Source organism: Bacillus sp. KNSH39 (genome assembly GCF_052656585.1).
In genome coordinates this window covers 2084227-2108029 of record NZ_JBQXYO010000001.1, presented here as the reverse complement: position 1 = coordinate 2108029, position 23803 = coordinate 2084227, and the positions used below count along the sequence as shown (strand labels likewise).

At 34.6% G+C, this 23803-nt stretch carries 25 protein-coding genes and 1 pseudogene; 21 read left to right on the top strand and 5 right to left on the bottom strand.

Annotation, left to right across the window (positions count from 1 at the left end; genetic code table 11):
* The first annotated feature begins 48 nt into the window (after positions 1-48).
* Together ACUL40_RS10630 and ACUL40_RS10625 are read left to right on the top strand one after the other, a co-directional pair.
* Positions 49-705 (top strand): YneB family resolvase-like protein, encoded by a 657-nt coding sequence (locus ACUL40_RS10630; protein ID WP_000991469.1) that lies wholly within the window; start codon positions 49-51, stop codon positions 703-705.
* A 45-nt stretch (positions 706-750) separates the two neighbouring features.
* Entirely contained in the window at positions 751-990 is a 240-nt protein-coding gene (locus ACUL40_RS10625) for a DUF896 domain-containing protein (RefSeq protein WP_000607015.1), read from the top strand.
* Positions 991-1029: 39 nt separating this feature from the next.
* Here the strand turns inward: ACUL40_RS10625 and ACUL40_RS10620 are convergent, their stop codons facing one another.
* Positions 1030-2613 carry a bifunctional metallophosphatase/5'-nucleotidase gene (locus ACUL40_RS10620; protein ID WP_059303517.1) on the bottom strand — a complete coding sequence of 528 codons (1584 nt, stop codon included), beginning with the start codon at positions 2611-2613 and terminating at the stop codon, positions 1030-1032.
* Positions 2614-2798: 185 nt separating this feature from the next.
* Between ACUL40_RS10620 and ACUL40_RS10615 the strand changes: the two genes are divergently transcribed.
* The 14 genes and pseudogenes from ACUL40_RS10615 (at position 2799) to ACUL40_RS10550 (ending at position 17167) form a co-directional block, all read left to right on the top strand.
* Complete coding sequence (locus ACUL40_RS10615; protein WP_000915065.1) at positions 2799-3737, top strand: phosphate/phosphite/phosphonate ABC transporter substrate-binding protein; 939 nt, start codon at positions 2799-2801, stop codon at positions 3735-3737.
* Positions 3738-3820: 83 nt separating this feature from the next.
* The gene (gene phnC, locus ACUL40_RS10610; RefSeq protein WP_000569240.1) at positions 3821-4594 is read left to right on the top strand and encodes a phosphonate ABC transporter ATP-binding protein; all 774 of its coding nucleotides are present in this window, start codon (positions 3821-3823) and stop codon (positions 4592-4594) included.
* Entirely contained in the window at positions 4591-5385 is a 795-nt protein-coding gene (phnE, locus tag ACUL40_RS10605; RefSeq protein ID WP_001000763.1) for a phosphonate ABC transporter, permease protein PhnE, read from the top strand. Before phnC ends, phnE (ACUL40_RS10605) begins: the two co-directional genes overlap by 4 nt.
* A complete protein-coding gene (gene phnE / locus ACUL40_RS10600) occupies positions 5385-6188 on the top strand; it encodes a phosphonate ABC transporter, permease protein PhnE (protein WP_000047897.1) in 804 nt (267 codons plus the stop codon). Before phnE (ACUL40_RS10605) ends, phnE (ACUL40_RS10600) begins: the two co-directional genes overlap by 1 nt.
* Before the next feature lie 296 nt (positions 6189-6484).
* On the top strand, positions 6485-8485 hold the full coding sequence (tkt, locus tag ACUL40_RS10595; protein WP_000019766.1) for a transketolase: 2001 nt from the start codon (positions 6485-6487) through the stop codon (positions 8483-8485).
* 156 nt (positions 8486-8641) lie between these two features.
* A complete protein-coding gene (gene sirA / locus ACUL40_RS10590; RefSeq protein ID WP_000860636.1) occupies positions 8642-9082 on the top strand; it encodes a sporulation inhibitor of replication protein SirA in 441 nt (146 codons plus the stop codon).
* A 78-nt stretch (positions 9083-9160) separates the two neighbouring features.
* Positions 9161-9382: a YneF family protein gene (locus ACUL40_RS10585; protein ID WP_001123317.1), complete on the top strand. Its 222-nt coding sequence runs from the start codon at positions 9161-9163 to the stop codon at positions 9380-9382.
* Between the two features lie 122 nt (positions 9383-9504).
* Entirely contained in the window at positions 9505-11256 is a 1752-nt protein-coding gene (locus ACUL40_RS10580) for an ABC transporter ATP-binding protein (RefSeq protein WP_000862455.1), read from the top strand.
* The gene (locus tag ACUL40_RS10575) at positions 11256-13019 is read left to right on the top strand and encodes an ABC transporter ATP-binding protein (protein ID WP_000229520.1); all 1764 of its coding nucleotides are present in this window, start codon (positions 11256-11258) and stop codon (positions 13017-13019) included. Before ACUL40_RS10580 ends, ACUL40_RS10575 begins: the two co-directional genes overlap by 1 nt.
* A 130-nt stretch (positions 13020-13149) precedes the next feature.
* Positions 13150-14196: a GH25 family lysozyme gene (locus ACUL40_RS10570; RefSeq protein WP_001181398.1), complete on the top strand. Its 1047-nt coding sequence runs from the start codon at positions 13150-13152 to the stop codon at positions 14194-14196.
* A 140-nt stretch (positions 14197-14336) separates the two neighbouring features.
* Positions 14337-15356, top strand: a complete 1020-nt coding sequence (locus ACUL40_RS10565; protein ID WP_229174267.1) for an NERD domain-containing protein — start codon at positions 14337-14339, stop codon at positions 15354-15356.
* Positions 15357-15379: 23 nt separating this feature from the next.
* Positions 15380-15927, top strand: a pseudogene (locus ACUL40_RS10560) (hypothetical protein).
* A gap of 239 nt (positions 15928-16166) precedes the next feature.
* A complete protein-coding gene (locus ACUL40_RS10555; protein WP_000644411.1) occupies positions 16167-16313 on the top strand; it encodes a BC1881 family protein in 147 nt (48 codons plus the stop codon).
* Between the two features lie 98 nt (positions 16314-16411).
* Positions 16412-17167: a sulfite exporter TauE/SafE family protein gene (locus ACUL40_RS10550; protein WP_059303518.1), complete on the top strand. Its 756-nt coding sequence runs from the start codon at positions 16412-16414 to the stop codon at positions 17165-17167.
* A gap of 361 nt (positions 17168-17528) precedes the next feature.
* Here ACUL40_RS10550 and ACUL40_RS10545 read toward each other — a convergent pair whose 3' ends face one another.
* Positions 17529-17735, bottom strand: a complete 207-nt coding sequence (locus ACUL40_RS10545) for a DUF3903 domain-containing protein (RefSeq protein ID WP_000625222.1) — start codon at positions 17733-17735, stop codon at positions 17529-17531.
* A 142-nt stretch (positions 17736-17877) separates the two neighbouring features.
* Here ACUL40_RS10545 and ACUL40_RS10540 point away from each other — a divergent pair, with 142 nt between their 5' ends.
* Entirely contained in the window at positions 17878-18291 is a 414-nt protein-coding gene (locus ACUL40_RS10540; protein WP_000442980.1) for an NUDIX hydrolase, read from the top strand.
* A gap of 12 nt (positions 18292-18303) precedes the next feature.
* On the opposite strand, the gene ACUL40_RS10535 is transcribed toward ACUL40_RS10540, so the two are convergent.
* Positions 18304-18981: an LrgB family protein gene (locus ACUL40_RS10535; protein WP_000578954.1), complete on the bottom strand. Its 678-nt coding sequence runs from the start codon at positions 18979-18981 to the stop codon at positions 18304-18306.
* Positions 18978-19343, bottom strand: coding sequence for a CidA/LrgA family holin-like protein (locus tag ACUL40_RS10530; RefSeq protein WP_000872365.1), 366 nt, complete (start codon positions 19341-19343; stop codon positions 18978-18980). Before ACUL40_RS10530 ends, ACUL40_RS10535 begins: the two co-directional genes overlap by 4 nt.
* Positions 19344-19496: 153 nt before the next feature.
* On the opposite strand from ACUL40_RS10530, the gene alsR reads away from it, so the two are divergent.
* Positions 19497-20396 (top strand): acetoin biosynthesis transcriptional regulator AlsR, encoded by a 900-nt coding sequence (gene alsR, locus ACUL40_RS10525; protein WP_000423234.1) that lies wholly within the window; start codon positions 19497-19499, stop codon positions 20394-20396.
* 93 nt (positions 20397-20489) lie between these two features.
* Here the strand turns inward: alsR and ACUL40_RS10520 are convergent, their stop codons facing one another.
* Complete coding sequence (locus tag ACUL40_RS10520; RefSeq protein ID WP_001220617.1) at positions 20490-21089, bottom strand: hypothetical protein; 600 nt, start codon at positions 21087-21089, stop codon at positions 20490-20492.
* 169 nt (positions 21090-21258) lie between these two features.
* On the opposite strand from ACUL40_RS10520, the gene ACUL40_RS10515 reads away from it, so the two are divergent.
* The 3 genes from ACUL40_RS10515 to ACUL40_RS10505 all read left to right on the top strand — a co-directional run bounded on the left by ACUL40_RS10515 (position 21259) and on the right by ACUL40_RS10505 (position 23773).
* A complete protein-coding gene (locus ACUL40_RS10515) occupies positions 21259-21834 on the top strand; it encodes an ABC transporter permease (RefSeq protein WP_000050617.1) in 576 nt (191 codons plus the stop codon).
* A 90-nt stretch (positions 21835-21924) separates the two neighbouring features.
* On the top strand, positions 21925-22836 hold the full coding sequence (locus ACUL40_RS10510) for an ABC transporter ATP-binding protein (RefSeq protein WP_000180622.1): 912 nt from the start codon (positions 21925-21927) through the stop codon (positions 22834-22836).
* A complete protein-coding gene (locus ACUL40_RS10505) occupies positions 22829-23773 on the top strand; it encodes an ABC transporter permease (protein WP_000482759.1) in 945 nt (314 codons plus the stop codon). Before ACUL40_RS10510 ends, ACUL40_RS10505 begins: the two co-directional genes overlap by 8 nt.
* The last annotated feature ends 30 nt before the right edge of the window (positions 23774-23803 follow it).

The window sequence follows — 23803 nt, the reverse complement described above, 5'->3', positions numbered from 1 at the left end:
ATTTATGTTACACTATAGGGAAATAATAGGGAGAAAGAGGGGTTCAAAATGAATGCAATTATTTATGCACGTGTGAGTACAACGAAAGAAGCGCAAGAAACATCATTATTACGTCAAAAAGATGAATTATTGCATTTAGCTGAGCGCTATCAAATGAATGTTACTAAGGTGATTGAAGAGCAGGCTAGTGGATATACAATTGAACGTGACGGTATATTAGAGGTGTTGGATACAATTCGAGACGAACAAATTGATGTGTTACTTATACAAGATGAAACGCGTCTTGGTAGAGGAAATGCGAAGATCGCGTTAATGCATTGTTTACATAAAGAAGGCATAAAAGTATATACGCATACACATAATGGTGAATTACAATTGTCGGATTCTGATTCAATGGTATTAGATATTATTGGTATTGTTGAAGAATATCAAAGAAAGATTCATAATTTGAAAATTAAACGAGGTATGCAACGTGCAGTAGAAAAAGGTTATCGTCCAGAAAAAAATTTAAAAAATCGTCATTTAAGTGTAGGAAGAGAGAAAAAAGAAGTGCCAATTGAGGAAATTGTACGTTTGCGAAAAAGTGAACTCACGTTTGAAGAAATTGCAGCAACATTACGTGGATTTGGTCATAATGTTTCAAAGGCGACTGTACATCGTAGATATGTAGAGTATACGAAGCAATTGCTTGATAAAGAAGAGTAACTATTGTATGATAATAATCAGTTTTGATTAGAAGGGGGATTCGAGATGATTAATCACGAACTCGTTGAACGCATTAACTTCTTAGCGAAAAAAGCAAAAGCTGAAGGTTTAACTGAAGAAGAGCAACGTGAGCGTCAATCGCTACGTGAACAATATTTAAAAGGATTTCGTCAAAATATGTTAAACGAACTTAAAGGTATTAAAGTTGTTAACGAAGAAGGTACAGATGTTACACCGACGAAATTAAAAGCTTTAAAAAAGCAAGATAATGCAAAATTAAATTAAAAGATGGGCGAAGCCCATCTTTTTTATATGTAAAAATCGTTATTTAATAACTTTCCAGTTGTTATTAACTGTTGCTTCTATCGTTTTATGTTCCAATATATAATTAGCGATAAGTTCAGACATATCTGTGGGTATATCTTTTACTACCGGTTTGTTTTGAAACATAAAGAAATTTCCCCCGCCACTTGCACGATAATTATTCATTACAACGTCATATTCTTCATTCATATTAAGAGGAGCACTGTTATGCTGTAAAGATTCTACTCTTTCACCAATTGGTTTTGAAATGTTTAATACGTATGAAATCCCTTCCCACATATCATAATTATAATGTTGTGGCTTTGGTTCTATGTAGGTAGGACTTACGGTGATGGATCCATCTGTTTTTAATGTGAAATAAGAAGCAGAGAGTTCAAGAGCATTTTTTATATCCGCTCCAGTTATTCTAATTACTTTTAATGTGTTTGGATAAATATAATTAGAAACGATGTCACGCATTGTTACATGTTCCGGGAAACCTGGAGATGTATTATGGAACAAACTTGTACAAGAAATTGATACATTAGCTATATCCATCTGTATTTTATTTATGAATTCGATAAAAGGATGATCATGCAAACGAGTTTGCATAGCATCTGAAATTTGCATATCCCCCTGAATGATTCCAATAGGTTGATCAAGCCACTTTTGTGTTTTCTCTTCGTAATCGGCTACCAATGAAAGTACATCTTGGTCAGCCTCAACTCCTTGTACAGATAATAATTCAGAAGAACTCTCTTTTTTAACCCATTTATGTTTTGTTTTTTCGAATGTTATTTTTACTTTTCCAACTGAGTTTCCATTACATCCGGTCTGTAAAATTGTTACACCGTTAGCCATTGTGTGAGCAATTTCCCGGTGTTGGTGGCCTGTTAATAAAATATCTATGTCGTCAATTTCATGGCACATTGCATATCCTTGGTTTTCTCCTGTTAAAACTTCAGTCGGTACCCCGGTTTGTAAATCTCGTTCAACTCCCCCGTGATACGCTACGACTAGTAAATCTGGTTTCTCATGTTTGCGAATGTAAGAAACCCACTTTTTCGTTGTTTCTAATGCATCTTCAAATTGTAAGTCTTTAATGTGATGGGGTTGTTCCCAATTGGTAATGTAGTGCGTTGTCACCCCTAAAATAGCAATTTTTATATTGGATTCAATCTGTTTGATTATATAAGGTTTTCCGAAATAAGGTTTCTTTATGTTTTTATCTAAAATGTTTGCTGATAGGTACGGGAAGTTCGCAGTAGTCACAGCGTTATTTAATATACCCATCCCGTAATTAAACTCATGATTGCCGATAATTGCAGCGTCATACTGTAAGTAATTTGCTAATAAGGACATTGGGTTTTTTTTGTTTTTTTCGTATGTAACATAATGATAAGTAAATGGTGTTCCTTGAATAAAGTCGCCATTATCAATTAAAAGAACGTTTGTATTTTGGGAACGTTCTTTTTTTATAAGAGTAGAAATTTTAGCTAAACCAAGTTCTGCTGGGGAGTTATCTTGGTAGTGAATAGGATAAACAGTGCCATGTATATCGCTTGTTAATAAGATGTTTAAAGTTACAGTTTGATTTTGTTCCAATATGACTCACCTTTTCTATTGTTATCTTCCAATTCATCATATCAAATATGTGAAGAGAATTTTAATGTGAGTGTATAGAATGTGTAAAGATTCTGTAAATAATCAATTATTTGTAAAAATATGTGATATATTTCTTCATGTTTATGAAAGGTTATTTTATAACAATGAAAAATGGAGGCATTAATATGTTGAAAAAAGTTTTTGCAATGAGCACAACAGTTGTACTAGCAGCGGGATTATTAAGTGGCTGTGGAACGAAGGAATCAAGTGCAAGTAAAAATGAAGATACGAAAAAAGGGTATGTACCGAAGACTTTAAATGTTCAATTTGTTCCTTCTCAAAATGCAGATACGTTAGAGGCGAAGGCAAAACCGCTTGAGAAGCTATTAAGTGATAAGTTAAATATTCCAGTAAAAGTTAGTATTTCAACGAACTACAATACAATTGTAGAAGCGATGGCATCTAAACAAGTAGATGTAGGATTTTTACCGCCAACAGCGTACGTATTAGCACATGAAAAGAAGGCTGCAAATGTAATTTTACAAGCACAACGTTTTGGAGTAGAGGATGAAACAGGAGCTCCTACAAAAGATTTAGTAGATTATTATAAATCTGAGTTTGTTGTTAAAAAAGACTCTAATATAAATAGTGTAAAAGATTTAAAAGGTAAAAAGATTGGTTATCAAGACGTAACATCATCAGCAGGGTATGTATGGCCTGCAGCTGTTCTATTAAAAGAGGGAATTGATCCGTTAAAAGATGTGAAACCTGTTACATTAAAAGGTCACGATCAGTCGCTTATTGCTCTTTTAAATGGTGACGTAGATGCAGCTGTTGTATTCCAAGATGCTCGTAATATTGTAAAAAAAGATTATCCGAATATATTCGAGCAAACGAAAATAGTGAAATTTACGGAGAAAATTCCAAACGATACGATTTCGGTACGTTCTGATTTAGATGAAGAGTGGAGCAAGAAATTACAGGATGCTTTCATTGAAATTGGAAAAAATGAGGAAGGTCACAAAATCATTAAAGAAGTATATTCACATGAAGGATACGTTAAATCTGATGATAGTAAATTTGACATCGTTCGTGAATATGGGAAGAAAGTAAAAACGCAATAATACATATGGAAATGGCAGCTAGCTGAAAGGGAATGTTTTCAGTTAGTTTGCCGTTTTGAATACATAGAAGGTAGGTAAGATGTGTGATAGAATTTCGAAATGTCTCCAAAGTGTATCCAAATGGTACAAAAGGATTGAATAATATAAACTTGAAAATTCAAAAAGGTGAGTTTGTTATAATGGTAGGGCTGTCCGGAGCTGGAAAGTCTACACTTCTAAAATCGGTAAATCGTCTTCATGAGATTACAGAAGGCGAAATCATGATTGAATGTGAGTCTATTACTGCTGCAAAAGGAAAAGATTTACGACGTATGCGCCGGGATATTGGTATGATCTTTCAAAGTTTTAACCTTGTAAAGCGATCAACAGTATTGAAGAATGTATTAGCTGGCCGTGTTGGATATCATTCGACATTGCGTACAACGTTAGGTTTGTTTCCGAAAGAGGATGTGGAGCTCGCATTTCAAGCGTTAAAAAGAGTGAATATTTTAGAAAAAGCATATGCACGTGCTGATGAATTATCAGGAGGACAACAACAACGTGTATCGATAGCTAGAGCATTGGCGCAAGAAGCAAAAATCATATTGGCAGATGAACCTGTTGCGTCGTTAGATCCGCTAACAACAAAGCAAGTATTAGATGATTTAAAGAAAATTAATGAAGATTTTGGAATTACAACAATTGTAAACTTACATTCTATTGCTTTAGCTAGGCAATATGCGACGCGTATTATTGGATTACATGCAGGCGAAATTGTTTTTGATGGTTTAGTAGAAGCAGCAACGGATGAAAAGTTTGCTGAAATTTATGGTGACGTAGCACAGAAAAGTGAATTGTTAGAGGTGGCAGCTAAATGAATGATGTGACGATATATTCGAAGTCGATACCGAAGCCGCCGAGTAAGTTAAAACATATGTTAACGTTTATTCTATTCATTTTACTGTTGTGGGGAAGTAGTATACAGGTCGACGCATCATTTTCAAAGCTAGTAGTTGGTTTTCCTAATATAATGGATTTGTTAAAAGAAATGGTGCCGCCAGATTGGAGTTATTTTCAAGTTATTACAACAGCAATGTTAGATACAATACGTATGGCGATTATTGGGACGACTTTAGGAGCGATTTTAGCTATTCCACTTGCACTGTTTGCGGCAAGTAATGTGTTTACTAGTACATTTTTATACAGTCCAGCTCGATTGATTTTAAATTTTATTCGAACGATACCAGATTTATTATTAGCGGCAATTTTCGTAGCTATTTTTGGAATAGGACCACTTCCGGGTATTTTAGCTCTTACTTTTTTCTCAATTGGGCTCGTGGCGAAATTGTTGTATGAATCAATTGAATCAATTGACCCTGGCCCACTAGAAGCGATGACAGCTGTAGGGGCTAATAAGGTGCAATGGATTGTTTATGGAGTCATTCCACAAGTAAAAGCACACTTTGTTTCCTATGTACTATATACATTTGAGGTGAATGTACGGGCAGCGGCTGTCCTAGGTTTAGTAGGAGCAGGTGGTATTGGACTATATTATGATCGTACACTTGGATTTTTACAATATCAACAAACTGCATCTATTATCATCTATACTCTTGTTGTTGTATTGGTAATTGATTATGTAAGTACATTGTTGCGGGAGAAATTATAATGAGTAAAACGACGATAATCGTACCAAAACCGAAGAAACCGAGTGTGTATCGCTCGTTTATTTTTATAGCACTTACATTTGTTTATATATGGGCTTTTTCAGGAGTACCGCTAGAGGGAATAAAGGAAACGGCGGGAGAAATTACAAAAGCAATTATGACAGGGATATTGACTCCAGACTGGTCGTATGTATCTTTGCCAGATGGTGAAGATTTATTACATGGATTAATTGATACGTTGGCAATTGCGATATTAGGTACATTTATTTCTGCATTTTTATCTGTTCCGTTTGCTTTTTGGGCGGCAACGAATATGAGTAGTGGAAAATTAACTTCAGGATTTGGGAAATTTGTACTTAGTTTTGTTCGTACATTTCCTGAATTAGTTATGGCTCTTTTATTTATAAAAGCTGTTGGTCCAGGCTCTTTTGCAGGAGTATTAGCCTTAGGATTGCATTCTATTGGAATGTTAGGAAAACTATATTCAGAAGGAATTGAAAACATAGATAAAGGACCGACGGAAGCGTTACTAGCAACAGGAGCAAATCGTTTTCAAATACTTTGGTATGCGGTGTTACCGCAAGTGTTACCAGATTTTCTATCGTATACGTTATACAGATTTGAAATTAATGTACGATCCGCTGCGATTTTAGGAGTTATCGGAGCAGGAGGGATTGGTACACCTTTAATTTTTGCGCTGAGTTCACGGAATTGGTCTCGTGTTGGTATTATTTTATTAGGTATTATTTTAATGGTAATTATAATTGATTTGATTTCAAGCTCGATTCGGAAACGGATTGTTTAACTTATTTGAAAAGCATCGAAGTTAGATGCTTTTTTATGTTTTTAAAAACTTATTTAAAAAAGTAAGTATAGAAGAAATTTGTATAAATATACAGATAATTCCCTTTCTTTTTAAAATAAAAATAATGAAAAAGTATGTCATATTGAATGCCCATACATTCCCGGAAACATTGATTTTTTTATAAAAAATCAAAAAAATATCAACATATTTGTCGATACATGTTGTATAATCTTGCGTGGGAAGCTATCATATAAATGTATAAAACGTTTACTAATATAAGCGAAGGGAAGAATAGCATGTCACATTCAATCGAACAACTTTCTATCAACACGATTCGCACATTATCCATCGATGCGATTGAAAAAGCAAACTCTGGTCACCCAGGAATGCCAATGGGTGCAGCACCAATGGCTTATACATTATGGACTCAATTTATGAAACACAATCCAAATAACCCAACGTGGTTTAACCGTGATCGTTTCGTATTATCTGCAGGTCATGGTTCAATGTTATTATACAGCCTACTTCACCTATCTGGTTATGATGTAACAATGGATGACTTAAAGAACTTCCGTCAATGGGGAAGCAAAACTCCAGGACATCCTGAGTACGGTCATACAGCTGGTGTAGATGCAACGACTGGTCCACTTGGACAAGGTATTGCAACTGCTGTAGGTATGGCAATGGCTGAAAGACATTTAGCTGCTAAATATAACCGTGATGCGTATAATGTAGTAGATCATTATACATACGCTATTTGTGGTGATGGAGATTTAATGGAGGGCGTTTCTGCTGAAGCATCTTCATTAGCTGCTCATTTACAATTAGGTCGTCTTGTTGTGCTTTACGATTCAAACGATATTTCATTAGATGGCGATTTAAATCGTTCATTCTCTGAAAGTGTAGAAGATCGTTACAAAGCATACGGATGGCAAGTAATCCGTGTTGAGGATGGAAACGATATTGAAGCAATCGCGAAAGCAATTGAAGAAGCGAAAGCTGACGAAAAACGCCCAACGCTAATTGAAGTAAGAACGACAATTGGTTTCGGTTCTCCAAACAAATCAGGAAAATCAGCTTCACATGGTTCTCCACTTGGTGTAGAAGAAACAAAATTAACGAAAGAAGCATATGCTTGGACTGCTGAGCAAGACTTCCACGTAGCAGAAGAAGTATATGACAACTTCCGTAAAACAGTACAAGATGTTGGTGAAACTGCGCAAGCTGAGTGGAACACGATGCTAGGTGAATATGCACAAGCATACCCAGAATTAGCAAACGAATTCCAAGCAGCAATGAACGGTCAACTTCCAGAAGGTTGGGAGCAAAACTTACCAACTTATGAATTAGGATCAAAAGCAGCAACTCGTAATTCTTCTGGTGCTGTAATTAATGCAATTGCAGAGTCTGTACCATCATTCTTCGGTGGATCTGCTGACCTTGCTGGTTCTAACAAAACATACATGAATAACGAAAAAGACTTTACAAGAGATGATTACAGCGGTAAAAACATTTGGTACGGTGTACGTGAGTTCGCAATGGGTGCAGCAATGAACGGTATTGCACTACATGGTGGTTTAAAAACTTACGGTGGTACGTTCTTCGTATTCTCTGATTACTTACGTCCAGCAATTCGCCTTGCAGCATTAATGCAATTGCCAGTAACGTATGTATTCACACATGACAGTATCGCTGTTGGTGAAGATGGTCCAACACATGAACCAATCGAGCAATTAGCAGCGCTTCGTGCAATGCCAAACGTTTCTGTTATCCGTCCTGCTGATGGTAACGAATCTGTTGCAGCTTGGAGACTAGCTTTAGAATCTACAAACAAACCAACTGCTTTAGTATTAACTCGTCAAGACCTTCCAACATTAGAAGGTGCAAAAGATGATACGTATGAAAAAGTAGCAAAAGGTGCATATGTAGTTTCTGCAAGCAAGAAAGAAACGGCTGACGTAATCTTACTTGCAACTGGATCTGAAGTAAGCCTAGCTGTTGAAGCTCAAAAAGCATTAGCAGTAGACGGCGTTGACGCAGCTGTTGTCAGCATGCCATCTATGGATCGCTTCGAAGCTCAAACTGCAGAGTACAAAGAATCTGTATTACCAAAAGCAGTAACAAAACGTTTCGCAATCGAAATGGGTGCTACATTCGGATGGCACCGTTACGTAGGTCTTGAAGGAGATGTGTTAGGTATCGATACATTCGGTGCTTCTGCTCCTGGTGAGAAGATTATGGAAGAGTATGGATTTACTGTAGAGAACGTTGTTCGTAAAGTAAAAGAAATGCTTTAATGATTTCAGAAAAATCTCTCCGGCATGGAGAGGTTTTTCTATGTAAATGAGTTTTTTCGACAGAAAAAGTTTTTTATCTCTCCGCAGTCAGACAATCATTGCAAATTTTCTTATATATAATGAAGAGAAAAGGTTGTCCAGATTGGGAGTGGAAAAATGAAAACGTATGAATTGTATTTAATTCAAGAGGATATTGCGAAAGCTTATTTTGGTCGTGAATATTTGTTTTTTGATTTATTTGCTCGATTTTCAGAATCTGGGTCCCTTTCGGAGAAAAAAGTGTTATATAAGCAAATGATGTATATAACGATGCCATTGCAAGTAATGAAAATTCATCATAAATTAGAACAAGCTTTGCGCGTTCTTGGTAAATATGATAGAACACATCATACACATACAATTTATACGGGAGCGGAGTACGGCGAAATAATGGTGAAACCGCACTATATTCGTATGAATACCTCTGGAAATGTCTCTATGGAAACGACGTTTTTTGAGGTGTTAAGAAAGTGTGAATTAACATTTTTAGCTATGGATTATGAAAATACAAAGTACGGATGGCTGAATCCTCTAAAACAAGTACGAACATATGTGTAAAAAATGTCGAATTGTATCTTGTCTTATTGAAAAGGTTTTAGTACACTGTAAGGTAGACAACATGAAGGAGGAAAATATATGCCAATTTGGTTAGGTATTCTAGTGGGCGTAGTAGCACTAGTAGCAGGCGTGGCGTTAGGATTTTTCATTGCCCGCAAATACATGATGAATTACTTACAAAAAAATCCACCAATTAACGAACAAATGTTAAAAATGATGATGATGCAAATGGGACAAAAACCTTCCCAAAAGAAAATCAATCAAATGATGAGCGCAATGAACAAGCAACAAATGAAATAAGCGCTAAAAGACACTCGCTAAGAGTGTCTTTCTTTTTGTTAGTTATAGTTTTTAAAACTTTTAAAAATTCTGTATTTTTGGTAAACTGAAAACATCGCTCATTTTAAGGGAGGAGGAAAAAAATGAAAGTGTTTATGAATTTAGCGTGGTTTTTTAAACAAGAAAAACGAGCGTACATAACTGGAATTATTTTATTGTTTGGCGTTGCACTTTTAGAACTTGTAGCACCAAAAGTAATTGGAATCGTTGTAGATGAAATTAATGATGGAACATTGACGACCGATAAGTTACTAAAATGGGTTGTACTATTAGTAATTGTAGGTATTACGATGTACATATTACGTTACATATGGCGTATTATGATTTTCGGGTCTTCATTAAAATTAGCTCGCCAATTACGAAAAAATTTGTATGAACATTTTACAAAGATGAGTCCATCTTTCTATCAGTCAAATCGGACAGGTGATTTAATGGCACATGCGACCAATGATATTCAAGCGATCCAGCAAACTGCTGGAGCAGGTGTTTTGACGCTTGTTGACTCATTAGCTGTCGGAGGATGTGTACTCGTAGCGATGGGTTTTACAATTAGTTGGAAGTTAACATTATTAAGTTTAATTCCAATGCCGATTGTAGCTATTTCGACAAATTATTATGGAACTTTATTACATAAAAGGTTTCATAAAGCACAGCAATCGTTTTCGGAAATCAATGATAAAGTGCAAGAGAGTATGAGTGGAATGAAAGTGATTCGCTCGCTTGGACAAGAGAAAGAAGATTTACAGGCGTTTCGAAGAAAATCAGAAGATGTTGTACATAAAAATGTGTTAGTTGCACGTATTGATTCGTTATTTGATCCGACAATCTCTCTTATCGTTGGATTTTCTTTTTTAATCGCAGTATGTTACGGATCGGTATTAGTTGTAAGAGGTGAATTAACAGTAGGTGATCTCGTTACATTTACGACATATTTAGGTACCCTCGTTTGGCCAATGTTAGCGTTTGGATGGTTATTCAATATTATGGAGCGTGGGCGTGCTTCATATGACCGTGTAGAAAAAATTCTTTCACAAAAATCAGATGTAGTAAATAGCGAAAATGCTGTACATACAATAGCGAGCGGTAATGTTTCGTTTGCCGTTGATTCATTTTCGTATAAGAAAAATGAATTGTTACATTTAAACGATATTCACTTTGATTTGAAGAAGGGCGAAACGCTAGGAGTTGTAGGACGTACAGGCGCAGGGAAAACGACTTTATTAAAATGTTTAATCCGTGAGTATGATCATTTTAATGGTGAATTAAAAATTGGGGAGCGAGATATTCGAGATATAACACTTCATGGTGTCCGTTCTGCCATTTCATACGTGCCGCAAGATCATTTTTTATTTTCAGCAAGTATTGGCGAGAATATTGCCTTTGGAAAGGCGGATGCTACATATAATGAAATTACCCAAGCAGCAGAGATTGCTTGTATTCATAATGACATCCTCCAATTTTCAGAAGGATATGAAACAGTAGTAGGGGAAAGAGGTGTTTCGTTATCTGGTGGTCAAAAACAGCGAATCTCTATTGCTCGTGCTTTATTAACAAATGCTGAAATTTTAATTTTGGATGATTGTTTATCAGCGGTAGATGCAAAAACAGAAGAGACGATTTTAAGTGCCTTAAAGAGGGAGAGAGCAGGGAAAACGACGATTATTACTGCACACCGATTAAGTGCAATTCAGCATGCCAATCTTATTCTTGTTGTTGATGAAGGTAGAATTGTACAAAGAGGTACACATGAGGAATTAATGAAGGAAAACGGCTGGTATAAGGAAATGTATGAAAGCCAGCAATTAGAAGCTTTAGTCGAGAAAGGAGGCGTATGATGGTAGAGAAGAAGCGAAGTGATTTAAGTAGATTGCTTTCCTATATGAAGCCATATAAAGGGTTACTATCTTTAGCATTTATCTTTTTAGTTGGTGCGACAGTAACGGAAATGATGGGTCCTTTTTTAATTAAACAATTCCTCGATGAACACCTAGTACCGCGGGATTTTGAACGATCAGCGCTTGTTACTTTATTTGTAATTTACATAGTTGCTCATTTATTAAAAGTACTATTTACGTATTTAAATCTATTGTACTTTCAGAACATTGCTTTTAAGATTGTTCAAGATATGCGAGTTGAAGTATATGAACATGTTCAAAAGCTGTCATTAAGTTTCTTTGATCGTACGCCGATTGGTACACTTGTATCGCGTATAACAAATGATACGGAAGCGATTAAAGATTTTTATGTCAGTGTGTTATCAACATTTGTAAAAAATGTAGTCTTTTTAGTAGGTATTTTAGTAGCGATGTTTTTATTAGATGTAAAATTAGCGCTATTTTCTCTCGTATTAATTCCGATAATGTTTGCGATTATGGTATTATATCGCCGGAAAAGTGCAGCTTTTTATTTAGAAGTACGTAATCAACTAAGCGTGTTAAATGCAAAGTTGAACGAGTCCATACAAGGAATGAATATTGTTCAAGTGTTCAGACAAGAAAAACGTATGAGAAAAGAGTTTGAAGAAGTGAATAATAAACATTATAGTGCAGGGCGACGTACTTTGAAGTTAGACGCATTACTTTTACGACCAGCTACGGATTTAGTACATATTGTAGCTATTGCGTTAGTACTAGGTTTATTTGGGATTGATGCTTTAAAGAGCCCTGTTGAAGTAGGAGTTTTATATGCTTTTGTTAACTATATACATCGTTTCTTCCAACCTGTAAATGAGATGATGATGAAATTGTCCTTCTTCCAACAGGCACTTGTTTCGTCATCACGTGTATTTCATTTAATGGACGAGAAAGATTTAGCACCGGTTCAAAAAGGTAATGAGAATCCTCAAATCGTGGATGGAGATATTGAATTTAAAAATGTTACTTTTTCATATGATGGAAAGCGTGACGTTTTAAAAAATGTATCATTTCACGTGAAACAAGGGCAAACGGTTGCTTTTGTTGGGCATACTGGTAGCGGAAAAAGTACGATTATGAATTTGTTAATGCGATTTTATAATATTAAGTCAGGAAATATTGTAATAGACGGTGTAGATTTAGAAAAATTTGAAGAACGAGAAATTAGAAAGAAAATAGGACTCGTATTGCAAGATGCATTTTTATTTGCTGGAAATGTAAAGCAAAATATTCGTATGTATAATGAAGAGATTACGGATGAAGAAGTAAAAGAAGCTGCTCGATTTGTGCAAGCGAATACGTTTATTGAAAAGTTACCAAAACAGTATGAAACAGAAGTAGTAGAAAGAGGTGCAGCATTTTCAAGCGGTCAACGACAATTAATTGCTTTTGCTAGAACGATAGCAACGAATCCGAAAGTATTAGTATTAGATGAAGCAACAGCTAATATCGATACAGAAACAGAAGAGGCTATTCAAACAGCGTTGCAACAAATGCGAAAAGGTAGAACGACGATAGCCATTGCGCATAGGTTATCTACAATTCAAGATGCGGATCAAATTTTTGTGATGCATGATGGAGAGATAGTAGAGAGAGGGACACATCAAGAATTATTAAGTGAGCAAGGTTTGTATTATAATATGTATTTGCTACAAAATAAAGTGAGTTTGCAAAAGGCCTTGTAATACAAGGTCTTTTTTATTTTGTATACAAAATATGTTTACTCTTTGTTTCTATAGCATAAATGTCGTGTCCTCTTATGAAACTTGTACATATTGTATGTATACGAAGTAAAAAAATGATAGGAGATTTTATATGCAAAACAGATCAAGTTCAAATGTTACGTTTATTGATGTGTCTCATTGGGAAGGGAATATTGATTGGAATGCAGTGAAGGCATCTGGAATTCCAGCAGCGTATGCAAAAGCGACAGAAGGTGTAAACTACATTGATCCTACTTTTACTAAGAATGTACAAGCAGCACGAAATGCGAATGTATTAATTGGTGCATACCATTTTGCGCGCCCAGAACAAAATGATGCAATTTCAGAGGCAAAATATTTTGTGAGTATATTACAAAATAACCAGACAGACTTAATGCCAGTTCTGGATTTAGAATCACCAACAGATCCGAGTAACAGTAATTTAACTGGTAACGCTATATCGAATTGGGCAAGAAGCTTCATAAATTATGTGAAACAGGCTACTGGAAAAGATGTAATGTTATATACAGGAGTTTGGTATATTAATGAGTTCGGAATTAGCGGATTAAGTGATATACCGCTTTGGATTGCTAAATACTCGAGTACACCGCCTGCTGATGCTGGTGGATGGACAACGTGGACAGCGTGGCAGTACACAGATTCCGGACAAATTTCAGGCGTAGGAAATTGTGATGTATCAGCTGCAGTTTCATTAGAAGCTTTAAAAGGGAATGGAGCAAGTGGTGGAGGTAATGTTTCCCCGCCTAATAATGCAACTCCAGTGTACGGGGTTGCTATAATTAATGGAGATAATGTGAATTTGAGAAGTGGACCATCTTTGCAGTCTAGTGTAATTCGCCAATTGAATCGTGGCGAAACATATGAAGTTTGGGGAGAACAAGATGGATGGCTTTGTTTAGGGACAAATCAGTGGGTATATAATGATCCGAGTTATATTCAGTATAAACATTATGTGGCGACTATTACTGGTGATAATGTAAATTTGCGTGATGCTCCATCATTAAATGGAAATGTTATAAGACAGTTACATCATGGTGAATCGTATCGAGTATGGAGTAAGCAAGATGGATGGCTTTGCTTAGGGACAAATCAATGGATATACTATGATCCAAGTTATATTCAGTATGGTGTACAATAGAGTGAAAATAAAAGGTGCCCCGTCAGAGGTGCCTTTTATTAAAAATATACAACTTTTACAAAGTCTATATCGAAACCATAGTATACTATAATAGATATATTTATAAAAAATAATCGAAAATGAAATAAAGGGGTAAAAATATGAATTATGTGCTAATAGGTGCGGTTTTAATATTATTAGCTGTAGTATTTGTGCTGTTTTATAAAAATAAACAGTTAGAATCAGAGAGTCAGCAAGTAGAATTTGAAAAGAAACAAGCGATTGAAACGTATAAAAATGAAATTGCAGCTACGGTGATAGAGCATAAAGAACAACAAAATAATTTAAAAAATATGGAACAGAAAAAATACAATGATTTACAAGTAAGTGCAAATAGAGAAATTGAAAATATGCGTATGATGAAAAATCAATTAGCTGTGCAGCATAGTAAAGAACGTAGTGAAATGCAAAATAAACATAATAACGAAATACATATGTTTCAAAAACTAATTGCAAATCTACGAGAATATACTAAAAACGGCGCTGAAATGAATACGTACGAAACATTACATTATATGAAACGAGGATTCATAGAGCAAGGCACCATATTAGATGCTGAAATTCAAATCATGCCGAATGTTTTTATTAAAAATAATAGTGAAATAAACGATAATCGAATCCATCATCTCATCTTGTGCAAAACTGGTATTTATCTACTTGAGACGAAAGAATGGGAAGAGAAATTAATTCATGGTTTAACGAAAGAAAATGCTGGTATATATTCATTTATGATTGATGAAATGGGTAAGTATCAACAAGAAGTTGAAAAAGAAGAGACATTTGAATATATAGTAGGTAAAGATTCGTCAACTATACAAGTGAAAAATGAAGGGAATCCAGTATATAGGGCGAAGAAACTATCTCAAATTTTATACAGTGGTTTGAAAGAAATACAGGCTAATAGTATAAAAGAAAAAGTAAAACCAGTTGTATATTTTTATAATAAAAATGGAAAAGAAATAGTAGACCTTTCTAGTGAGGAAACACCTAGATTAAAAGATCGGGAGCAAATTGTAACGTTCTTTAGAAATGAAATATTAGCAGGGGAAGTAGTATATACAGTGCAAGAATTAGAACAGATTCAAGAAATGATTAGCCGGATGAATTATATAGTGAGTTAAAAGGGGAGATCTTTCTGAACGCTATGCTACGTGGCATTTTGTATGTCTCTTTTTGTTTATATATAGTAATGTACCTTTTATTTATATTCGTCATTGATATGGTCCATATACCCTTAAGTGTAAGGAGCATTTTTGTAGTATTCATACCATTTGTTTTATTAGTCATGATTCAAAGGGCTATTTTATATGTTTCTAAAAATCGTAATGAAGAAAAGAAGCAAATGTTGGGGGGTTAATAGTAGCACTCATACCATTAATAGTGTGCACTGTACAACTAAGTGTAAATGAATATACATCAAAGTTTAATCAAAATAGATGGTTAAATCATGCAGATAAGCGGGTACATATGGTAGATGATCTATTACAAAAATATAAATTAAAAGGGAAATCAAATGAAGAAATTACACAATTGTTAGGAGCCCCAACGGAAACGAGAAGTGGGGGAGAAGGAGTTATCACTTTGTATTATCTTGGGACTGAACGTGGCTTTATCCCAATAGATAGCGAACAGCTTATTTTACAATTTGATAGAGATGGTAAAGTCATGGAATATACGGTGCATAAAGATTAAAGAAACGTGGAGGGAAGCTATATGTTATAGCTTCTTTTTTATTTTTCAATATGTCAAGGAAGGGGGAGAAGGTTTTTGAGTGGAATAAGGAATGAAAGCGGAGGTGATGCATATATATAGATGCATTGGGCGATTATTCGCCCGATTGGTGAGGGTTAATAATCAATAAGTACGGACAAAAACCCCACTGATGAAAGTTTCACTTTATCATATTGTATAAATGAAAAGGAGGTAAGACGGTGAAAGCAATCCCGACTGATGTCCTGAGTAAAGAATTGATGGAAAGAGAAGGAGTTATATCTATTACAGTAAAGGAATTTGAAAAAATAGAAGTAGCTGGAGTAGTAGTAGCTGGTCCAGCGGTTATTTTGATTAATCAAGATTAAGTACATATCATTGAAATAAAAAGCATCCATCTAGGGTGCTTTTTATTTGTATGTAAGGATAAATATGATGGATAATTGTGTTACTGGAGGGAAAGTCTGTGGCAATTATTATAACAATGTTAGTAATGGGTATTTTATTAGGATTTGTTGGAGCTGGAGGAGCTGGGTTTATTATCGCGATACTCACTTTAGTATTTCATATTCCTATTCATGTTGCTCTTGCAACATCTTTAACTGCAATGGCGTTTACGACATTATCAGGTGTTGTCAGTCATTACCGTGAAGGTAATGTAGCACTTATTATAGGCGGGATTGTTGGGGGATTTGGCGCAATTGGCTCTTATATTGGTTCTAAATTTGGTTCACTTATACCAGCACATCTTCTTCATTGGTTTACAGCTGGGATGTTATTTTTATCGGCAATTTTTATGTTTATTAAATTAATTATGTTCCAAAACAAAGAACAGTCATCTTTATATAAGCATAAAGAGTTTTCCATGAACTACTTGTTGAAATGTATATGCCTTGGATTAGTTACTGGAATGATGGCTGGTTCATTTGGGATTGGTTCTGCACCGTTTATTCAGCTTGGATTAATGGTTCTATTGGGATTAACGATTCAGCAATCTGTAGGGACAACAATGCTTGTTATATTACCGATTGCAATTGGAGGCGGTCTAGGATATAGTTCGGAAGGATATTTAGATTATATATTGTTATTGCAAGTATTAATTGGGACCATGTTAGGGGCATATATTGGCGCGAAGTTTACAAATTATGCACCGCGAATGCTTTTGAGGTTTTCGATGATTATGACACCGGTTTTAGCTGGATGTATGCTATTGATAGAGTAAGGTGAAATTATAATAAGTAGGGGGTTACTGCTTACAAATAGCGGGATAAAATTAATATAGCAAACTATTAATATATTTTACGAATGAATTATGTAGGTAATTCATATTTCCCATATAAAAGGATTTGTTTTAATATTATGAGTGTAAAGTTCGAGTATTCGAAGTACTACTTGAATTATATCCCTATCCCTTTTCTAAAAATGCGAACAAGTTTTGCCCTATTCTATTCAATAGTTAATTGCATAGAAATATATTGTTCGATGACCATTATGGAACGTACATAATGGGAAAATCCCGATCCTTAAAGAGGATGCCCCTAATCTTCATGTGAAAATATGATCGGATAAGAAAGCTGACCAATTTATGGTCGGCTTTCTTTTTGTTCAAAAACAATTTTTTCTTTAATTTCTGTTTGTAATAATACAGTTTTTCCGAAGCGACGTTTGCATTCCGCACGCACTTTTTCAATGGCTAGTAGCTGAGTAGTCGCGGGAACTGTGACAATAGCTTGGCGAGCCTTTCGATTTTCTTCACAAAAGACACATTCCACAACATAATTAGAAATCATATTTTCATCCTTCCAGTTTTAATTTCTAAAAAAGGATTGTCTATGAAGTTGATGTAATTTTTCGTCATTGTTTTATTATTTTCCTCTTTTTTTCAAGGGGAAAATAAAAAAGAGGGCGAATTTTAGTAGGGGAGGGATGTTTATGGAGAGATGGATAGGTAGTGCAGCGGTATGTGTAAATGAAAGAAATGAAGTTTTAATGGTACTGCAGGGCAAAGAGGGAGAAGAAAAAAGATGGTCTGTCCCAAGTGGAGGACTTGAAAAGGGAGAGACAATAGAAGAATGTTGTATCAGGGAAGTTTGGGAAGAAACAGGTTACAATGTGGAAGTGGTAAATAAAATATATGAAAAAGAGGGTATTACATACGGTGTTCCAGTGTATGTCCATTATTATTTTGTTAAACAAATAGGCGGTAATATGAAAATCCAAGATCCTGATGAGTTAATACATGAAATTGCTTGGAAAGGGATACATGAAGTTGAACAATTGTGTTTAGCTTTTCCAGAGGATTATGAATTGCTGTGCCAATATATAGATAAAGAAGCAAGTATGTAAATACTTGCTTCTTTAATGTATCCAAGACAAGAAAAGCGGAACGATCACTAAACTAGCGCCTGCTGTTAAAAGCATGGATAAACTTGCAATTGTTCCTTCCACAGGACCGATTTCGAATGCTTTTGATGTACCGGTTCCATTTGCGCTCGTTCCTAACATAATACCTTTTGCGATTGCTGTTTTAATACGGCAAATACGTATGAGAGAAGGACCGAGCAATGCTCCTGTTAAGGCAGTTAAAACGACAAATACAGCAGTTAATTGTGACATACCACCAATCATTTCTGAAATAGCCATTGCGATTGGTGTTGTTACGATATGTGGCGCTAAACTATGTTCTAGTGATGAATCAATTTGAAAATAATTTGCTAGTAGTGCTGAAGTAATGACTGATAAAAACGAACCGACAATGACATTAAGTAAGATAGCCATTCCATGTTTCTTTAATAAATCAAAATATTTATAGATTGGCCATGCAAAAGCAACTGTTGCGGGCTTTAATAATTCAGTTAACCAGTGACCACCAGATTCATATGTTTCATAAGGTGTATCTAATCCGAGCAATAAAGCAATTAAAATAATGGGACAGACGAGAAGAGGAGAAAGTAGACTCCAATTCCAACGTTGGTACATTTTTTTTGATATCCAATATGTGAATAGTGTTAATAGTAAACAAAGAAATCCGATCATTGCGTTGATCCTTTCCGCTTTAGTAGCAATTCTGTTAAAAGTCCTGTAACTAAGGTAACGCAAAGAGTGCTAATCATAATAATTAAAATGAGATCGATTCCATATTGTGTTAGTGTATCTCTGTAACGTATGACAGCGACTGCAGAAGGGATGAAAAATAAAATAAGTTCTTTTAATAAAAAATCTGCTCCGTCCTGTATCCATTCTTTCTTAACTAGGTTAAATTTTAACGAAATTAATAATAAAAAAATACCGATTATACTTCCTGGAACTGGGAGGTGTGCCTGTTTTGCAATCCATTCACCTGTCCAAGCGAAACAAAATAGTAACAAAATTTGTCCGCTTAACTTCCACCATTTCATACAGTAACCACCTCTTTCTTTTTTTACATAAAAATTGTAAAAAAGAATTAACAATTTCTACTATACGTTCATTCAAAATATTTGTCTAATATATAAATTATATGTTATTAATATATTAGACGTATTAATCGAAAGTGAAAAGGGTGTCCAAAAATGGAATTACGGCATTTGCAATATTTTGTTGTTGTGGCAGAAGAGTTACACTTTGGACGGGCAGCTGCTCGTTTACAAATGACACAACCACCACTTAGTCAACAAATACAGCAATTAGAAAAAGAAATGGGAGTTACATTATTTTCAAGAACGAAAAGAAAGGTTGAACTAACAGAAGCAGGAGAAATGTTTTTAAAAGAAGTAAAAAAAGCGTTTGAACAAATTGAAAAAGCAGTAGAAGTTGCACAAAGTGCGCAAAGGGGAGAAGTAGGATCACTTTCAATTGGTTTTGTAGGTGCGGCGATATATGATATTTTACCATCAATTGTTAGGGAATATAGAAAGAAATTTCCGAGAGTGTCTGTTGCATTACATGAATTGTCAACACCAGATCAAGTTCATGCACTTCATGATAATCGTATTGATATTGGCTTTTTACGTCCACCAATTCCAACACAATTATTAGAATTAGAGCCAATTCAAAGGTTATCTTGTACCTTATGTTTACCAAAGGCACATCCACTTGCAGAGAAAGATGAAATACATATAGAAGATTTACGAGATGAGCCGTTTGTATTTATTACGAGACCAGTATGGCCAGCTTTGTATGATACAATTTTATCTCTTTGCAGAGAAGTTGGATTTAGTCCACGTATTGTACAAGAAGCAACAGAGTATCAAACAGTTATGGGGCTTGTAGCGGCAGGGATTGGAATTACAGTAATACCCGTATCGGCAAATAAGTTATATAAAACAGAAGTTGTATATAAAGAATTATATGATTCTAATTTTGTGGCAGAAATGTCAGTGGCTTACAAAAAAATGAATAGTAATCCAGAGTTGCTAGAGTTTTTAAAAATTGCAAGAGAGAAGAAAAGAATAGAAGTAGAAGATGAGTAATAGTAGTAACAGAAAATGAAGTTAATTCAGATTTATAAAAGTACACCTTGTTAAACAATAAAGCGGAAGTGCAACTTAAGTTGCATTTCCGCTTTATTGTTCTTTTTTTAGCTCGATACTAAATAGATAAACGTGTTCATTTTCTTTTAAGAGTAAATCAATACCTTTGTCTTCGTCAATTGTAGGGACGCTTACAGTTTCTTTACTTGTTTGGATTACAGCAGCTAAAATTGTTTTTTGATTGTATTTTAAATTTTTTATAGATTGGATTGTAGTAGTTGCGGAGCTATTTACGCTTGGTGGTGCTTCTTCATGAACAAGCGTTGAAGCACCTTCAATATTCATATACCACTGCCTTTTTTCTTGTATATCTTTATCGAATTGGAAATGTGGTGGTAAAAAAGAAAGCTTTACTTTCTTTTTTGAAAAATGTGAGGTAGCTATATTAGCAATTTCTTTTGTTTTTTTACCATTGTTATAATAATCAATTGTAGCATTTATTTCATCTTTATCATTTTTAAGCGTAACGTTATAAAACATGCTATTTCCTTCTTGAAAAGGAGTCATTTGTAAAATAGAAGCTTGCTCTTTTGTTAATTTGTATGGCTCAACAATGGCAACTTCATTGTTTTTTATTTGGCTACAACTTGTGAGTAATAATAAAAACAAGATTGATAGTAATTTTATACGCATGCAATCTCCTCCTTTTTACAATTATATTCTAAATGTGATTTTTTATCATTTCGTTTTCTAGGACTAAAGACTTAGAAGAAATTCCGATTGTAGTGCGATGTTTAAAATGTCATATTTTTATACACTAGTAGTATAGAATGCGTATGTAATAAGGTAGGGGAAGAATTTTATGTCTTTATGTCGGTTAGCGAGAAAAAATATTAGAACATTTGCTACCAAAAGGATGAAGCAATTTATGTGGATTGCTATGAGTATTATGATTTTGTTTTTTATGATATCGTTACAATTTAATGAAGGAGCTATTTTGAAAGTAGGGGATGCATTTGTATTTCAAATGTATTTTTACACACTGTTTATTGTACTAATTTTCATATGTATTTTTACTACATATAAAATGATGTACTCCCTTTTGCTAGTGAGGAGAGAGGAGTTTACATCTTATGTAGCAGAAAATATAAAAAGAAAAGAAGTACTATGTTTATTATGTCAGGAGCAATTATTCATTTATGGAGCAGCGTTTGTTTTTGGATTAGTTAATGGGATGTTATTTTTAAAATTATTTACGATTATCTTTATAAGAATAGCAGGAATACAAGGGATAAATAGTGCACCGATTACAATATATGCAATAGTAGTAGTGAGTATAATTATGATTGTTATCCTTCTATTATCGATGGTGCAATGTTTTCGATTTGTTCAAAGTTTACAAGATAAAAATTCGTTGCATTTCAAGAAAAAGGCATGAGAAATCATGCCTTTTTCCATTTTACACATAAAAATAATCATGTTACAGTGAAAAGACCTGACAAAGAATGGGAAGGAAAGGTTGTATAGAATGACAAATGAACAATCAATTGTAAAAGTCGATCGGTTAACGAAGCGAATCGGATCAAAGACACTTGTACAAAATATTAGTTTTGAAGTGAAAAAAGGCGAGGTTGTCGGTTTACTCGGACCAAACGGTGCTGGAAAAACGACTTTAATGAGAATGATGGTTGGTATGATCCGTATGACAGAAGGTGAAGTATGGATTGATGGTCAATCTGTGAAACAGCAATTCGAAAAAACAGCTGCGAAAATTGGAGCGGTAATTGAGACACCTGAATTTTATCCTTTTTTGAGCGGCTATGAAAATTTAACATATTTCGGACGAATGAATGGTAATGTGACCGAAGAACGTATCGATGAAGTAGTGAAATTGTTAGGGATGGGACAAGTAATTGATCGCAAAGTAAAAGCGTATTCACTCGGCATGAGACAACGTTTAGGAATCGCTCAGGCACTTATTCACGATCCAGACGTGTTGATACTAGATGAACCGACAAATGGATTAGACCCTAGTGGAATACATGAAATGAGAATGTACATAAAAAAAATTGCACATGAACAAGGAAAAGCTGTACTTGTATCAAGTCACTTACTTTCAGAAGTTGAATTAATGTGTGACAGAGTTATCATTATTCAGCACGGGGAATATGTGGCTACGCAAAATATTCAGCATAGCCAAAGCGAAGAGATGGAGACGATCCGTATACGTGTAGATGATGCGAATAAAGCAGCAGAAATATTAGGGCATGATGTTTTAGTAAAAGATAATGAATTACTTATTAATGTAAAAGATGAAGAAATCCCAAATGTTATTCGTACATTGCTTGAGAAAAATATTCAAGTGTATCGTGTATATGAAGAAAGAAAAACGTTAGAAGAGCAATTTTTAGAATTAACAGGGGGAAAAGATATTGTTTAATTTAGTATATAACGAACTGTATAAAATATTTAAGCGGAAGCGAACGATTATTCCATTTGCAGTTATTGCAGTATTAATAATCGGATTAGGATGGGTTACGGTAAAGTATTTTGAACCGGAAACAAAAGGATGGAAAGTAGATTATACAGAACGAACTGTAGAAATTGAGAAAAAGCTTGGCATGAAAAAAGAAGCTATTTTAGCAGAAAAATCAGGGGATGAGCTTGTAAAAGAATACCAGCTTAAGATGAAGCATTTAGATACGGATACAGCACCGGCAAGCAGTTCTCCACTTTCTTTCATGAGAGATACAGGTTTTATCGTATTTCCAATTTTGCTCCCATTTATCCTCGTGTATGCAAGTACAATTTTTGCGAATGAATATAGCTGGGGAACATATAAATTTTTAACGATACGACCAGCGAGTCGCTTTAAAATTTTAACAGCAAAATTTTTAGCAATCGTTATATTTGCAGCTTTATTATTTATATTTAATATGATCTTCTCCGCTTTATGTGGACTTGTTATTTATAAATTCCAACAGCCTGCATGGAGTGAGTTTATTTTCCAAGATGGAAATATAATAAAACAAAACATTTTTGTAGAAGCAAGTAAATATTATGTTTTATCGTGGTTACCAACGGTTGTGTACGCATCGTTTGCATTTATGATTTCTGTGTTAACGAGATCTAGTGGAGGTGCAATTGGTATTTCACTATTCCTTGCTTTATCAGGCAATATTGCGTTATTAGCAGCCACTAGATATAACTGGGCGAAATATTTATTGCCAGCAAACACAGATTTATATAGTATTTCAAAGAACGGAAGTTTTATTGATGGAGTAACATTCCCGTTTGCATCATGTATGTTGCTACTTTATTTGTTCGTATTTTTATGTATTTCATATACTGTGTTTTTAAAACGTGATTTAACTTAATAAGAAAAGCCGTTCAGGGTGCTGAGATGC

What these genes read in the sequence shown, in the direction of transcription:
- ACUL40_RS10630 (WP_000991469.1), top strand. Translation starts at nt 49, where the DNA reads ATGAATGCAATTATTTATGCACGTGTGAGTACAACGAAAGAAGCGCAA.
- ACUL40_RS10625 (WP_000607015.1), top strand. Translation starts at nt 751, where the DNA reads ATGATTAATCACGAACTCGTTGAACGCATTAACTTCTTAGCGAAAAAA.
- ACUL40_RS10615 (WP_000915065.1), top strand. Translation starts at nt 2,799, where the DNA reads ATGTTGAAAAAAGTTTTTGCAATGAGCACAACAGTTGTACTAGCAGCG.
- phnE (WP_001000763.1), top strand. Translation starts at nt 4,591, where the DNA reads ATGAATGATGTGACGATATATTCGAAGTCGATACCGAAGCCGCCGAGT.
- phnE (WP_000047897.1), top strand. Translation starts at nt 5,385, where the DNA reads ATGAGTAAAACGACGATAATCGTACCAAAACCGAAGAAACCGAGTGTG.
- tkt (WP_000019766.1), top strand. Translation starts at nt 6,485, where the DNA reads ATGTCACATTCAATCGAACAACTTTCTATCAACACGATTCGCACATTA.
- sirA (WP_000860636.1), top strand. Translation starts at nt 8,642, where the DNA reads ATGAAAACGTATGAATTGTATTTAATTCAAGAGGATATTGCGAAAGCT.
- ACUL40_RS10585 (WP_001123317.1), top strand. Translation starts at nt 9,161, where the DNA reads ATGCCAATTTGGTTAGGTATTCTAGTGGGCGTAGTAGCACTAGTAGCA.
- ACUL40_RS10580 (WP_000862455.1), top strand. Translation starts at nt 9,505, where the DNA reads ATGAAAGTGTTTATGAATTTAGCGTGGTTTTTTAAACAAGAAAAACGA.
- ACUL40_RS10575 (WP_000229520.1), top strand. Translation starts at nt 11,256, where the DNA reads ATGGTAGAGAAGAAGCGAAGTGATTTAAGTAGATTGCTTTCCTATATG.
- ACUL40_RS10570 (WP_001181398.1), top strand. Translation starts at nt 13,150, where the DNA reads ATGCAAAACAGATCAAGTTCAAATGTTACGTTTATTGATGTGTCTCAT.
- ACUL40_RS10565 (WP_229174267.1), top strand. Translation starts at nt 14,337, where the DNA reads ATGAATTATGTGCTAATAGGTGCGGTTTTAATATTATTAGCTGTAGTA.
- ACUL40_RS10545 (WP_000625222.1), bottom strand. Translation starts at nt 17,735, where the DNA reads ATGATTTCTAATTATGTTGTGGAATGTGTCTTTTGTGAAGAAAATCGA.
- ACUL40_RS10540 (WP_000442980.1), top strand. Translation starts at nt 17,878, where the DNA reads ATGGAGAGATGGATAGGTAGTGCAGCGGTATGTGTAAATGAAAGAAAT.
- ACUL40_RS10535 (WP_000578954.1), bottom strand. Translation starts at nt 18,981, where the DNA reads ATGATCGGATTTCTTTGTTTACTATTAACACTATTCACATATTGGATA.
- ACUL40_RS10530 (WP_000872365.1), bottom strand. Translation starts at nt 19,343, where the DNA reads ATGAAATGGTGGAAGTTAAGCGGACAAATTTTGTTACTATTTTGTTTC.
- alsR (WP_000423234.1), top strand. Translation starts at nt 19,497, where the DNA reads ATGGAATTACGGCATTTGCAATATTTTGTTGTTGTGGCAGAAGAGTTA.
- ACUL40_RS10520 (WP_001220617.1), bottom strand. Translation starts at nt 21,089, where the DNA reads ATGCGTATAAAATTACTATCAATCTTGTTTTTATTATTACTCACAAGT.
- ACUL40_RS10515 (WP_000050617.1), top strand. Translation starts at nt 21,259, where the DNA reads ATGTCTTTATGTCGGTTAGCGAGAAAAAATATTAGAACATTTGCTACC.
- ACUL40_RS10510 (WP_000180622.1), top strand. Translation starts at nt 21,925, where the DNA reads ATGACAAATGAACAATCAATTGTAAAAGTCGATCGGTTAACGAAGCGA.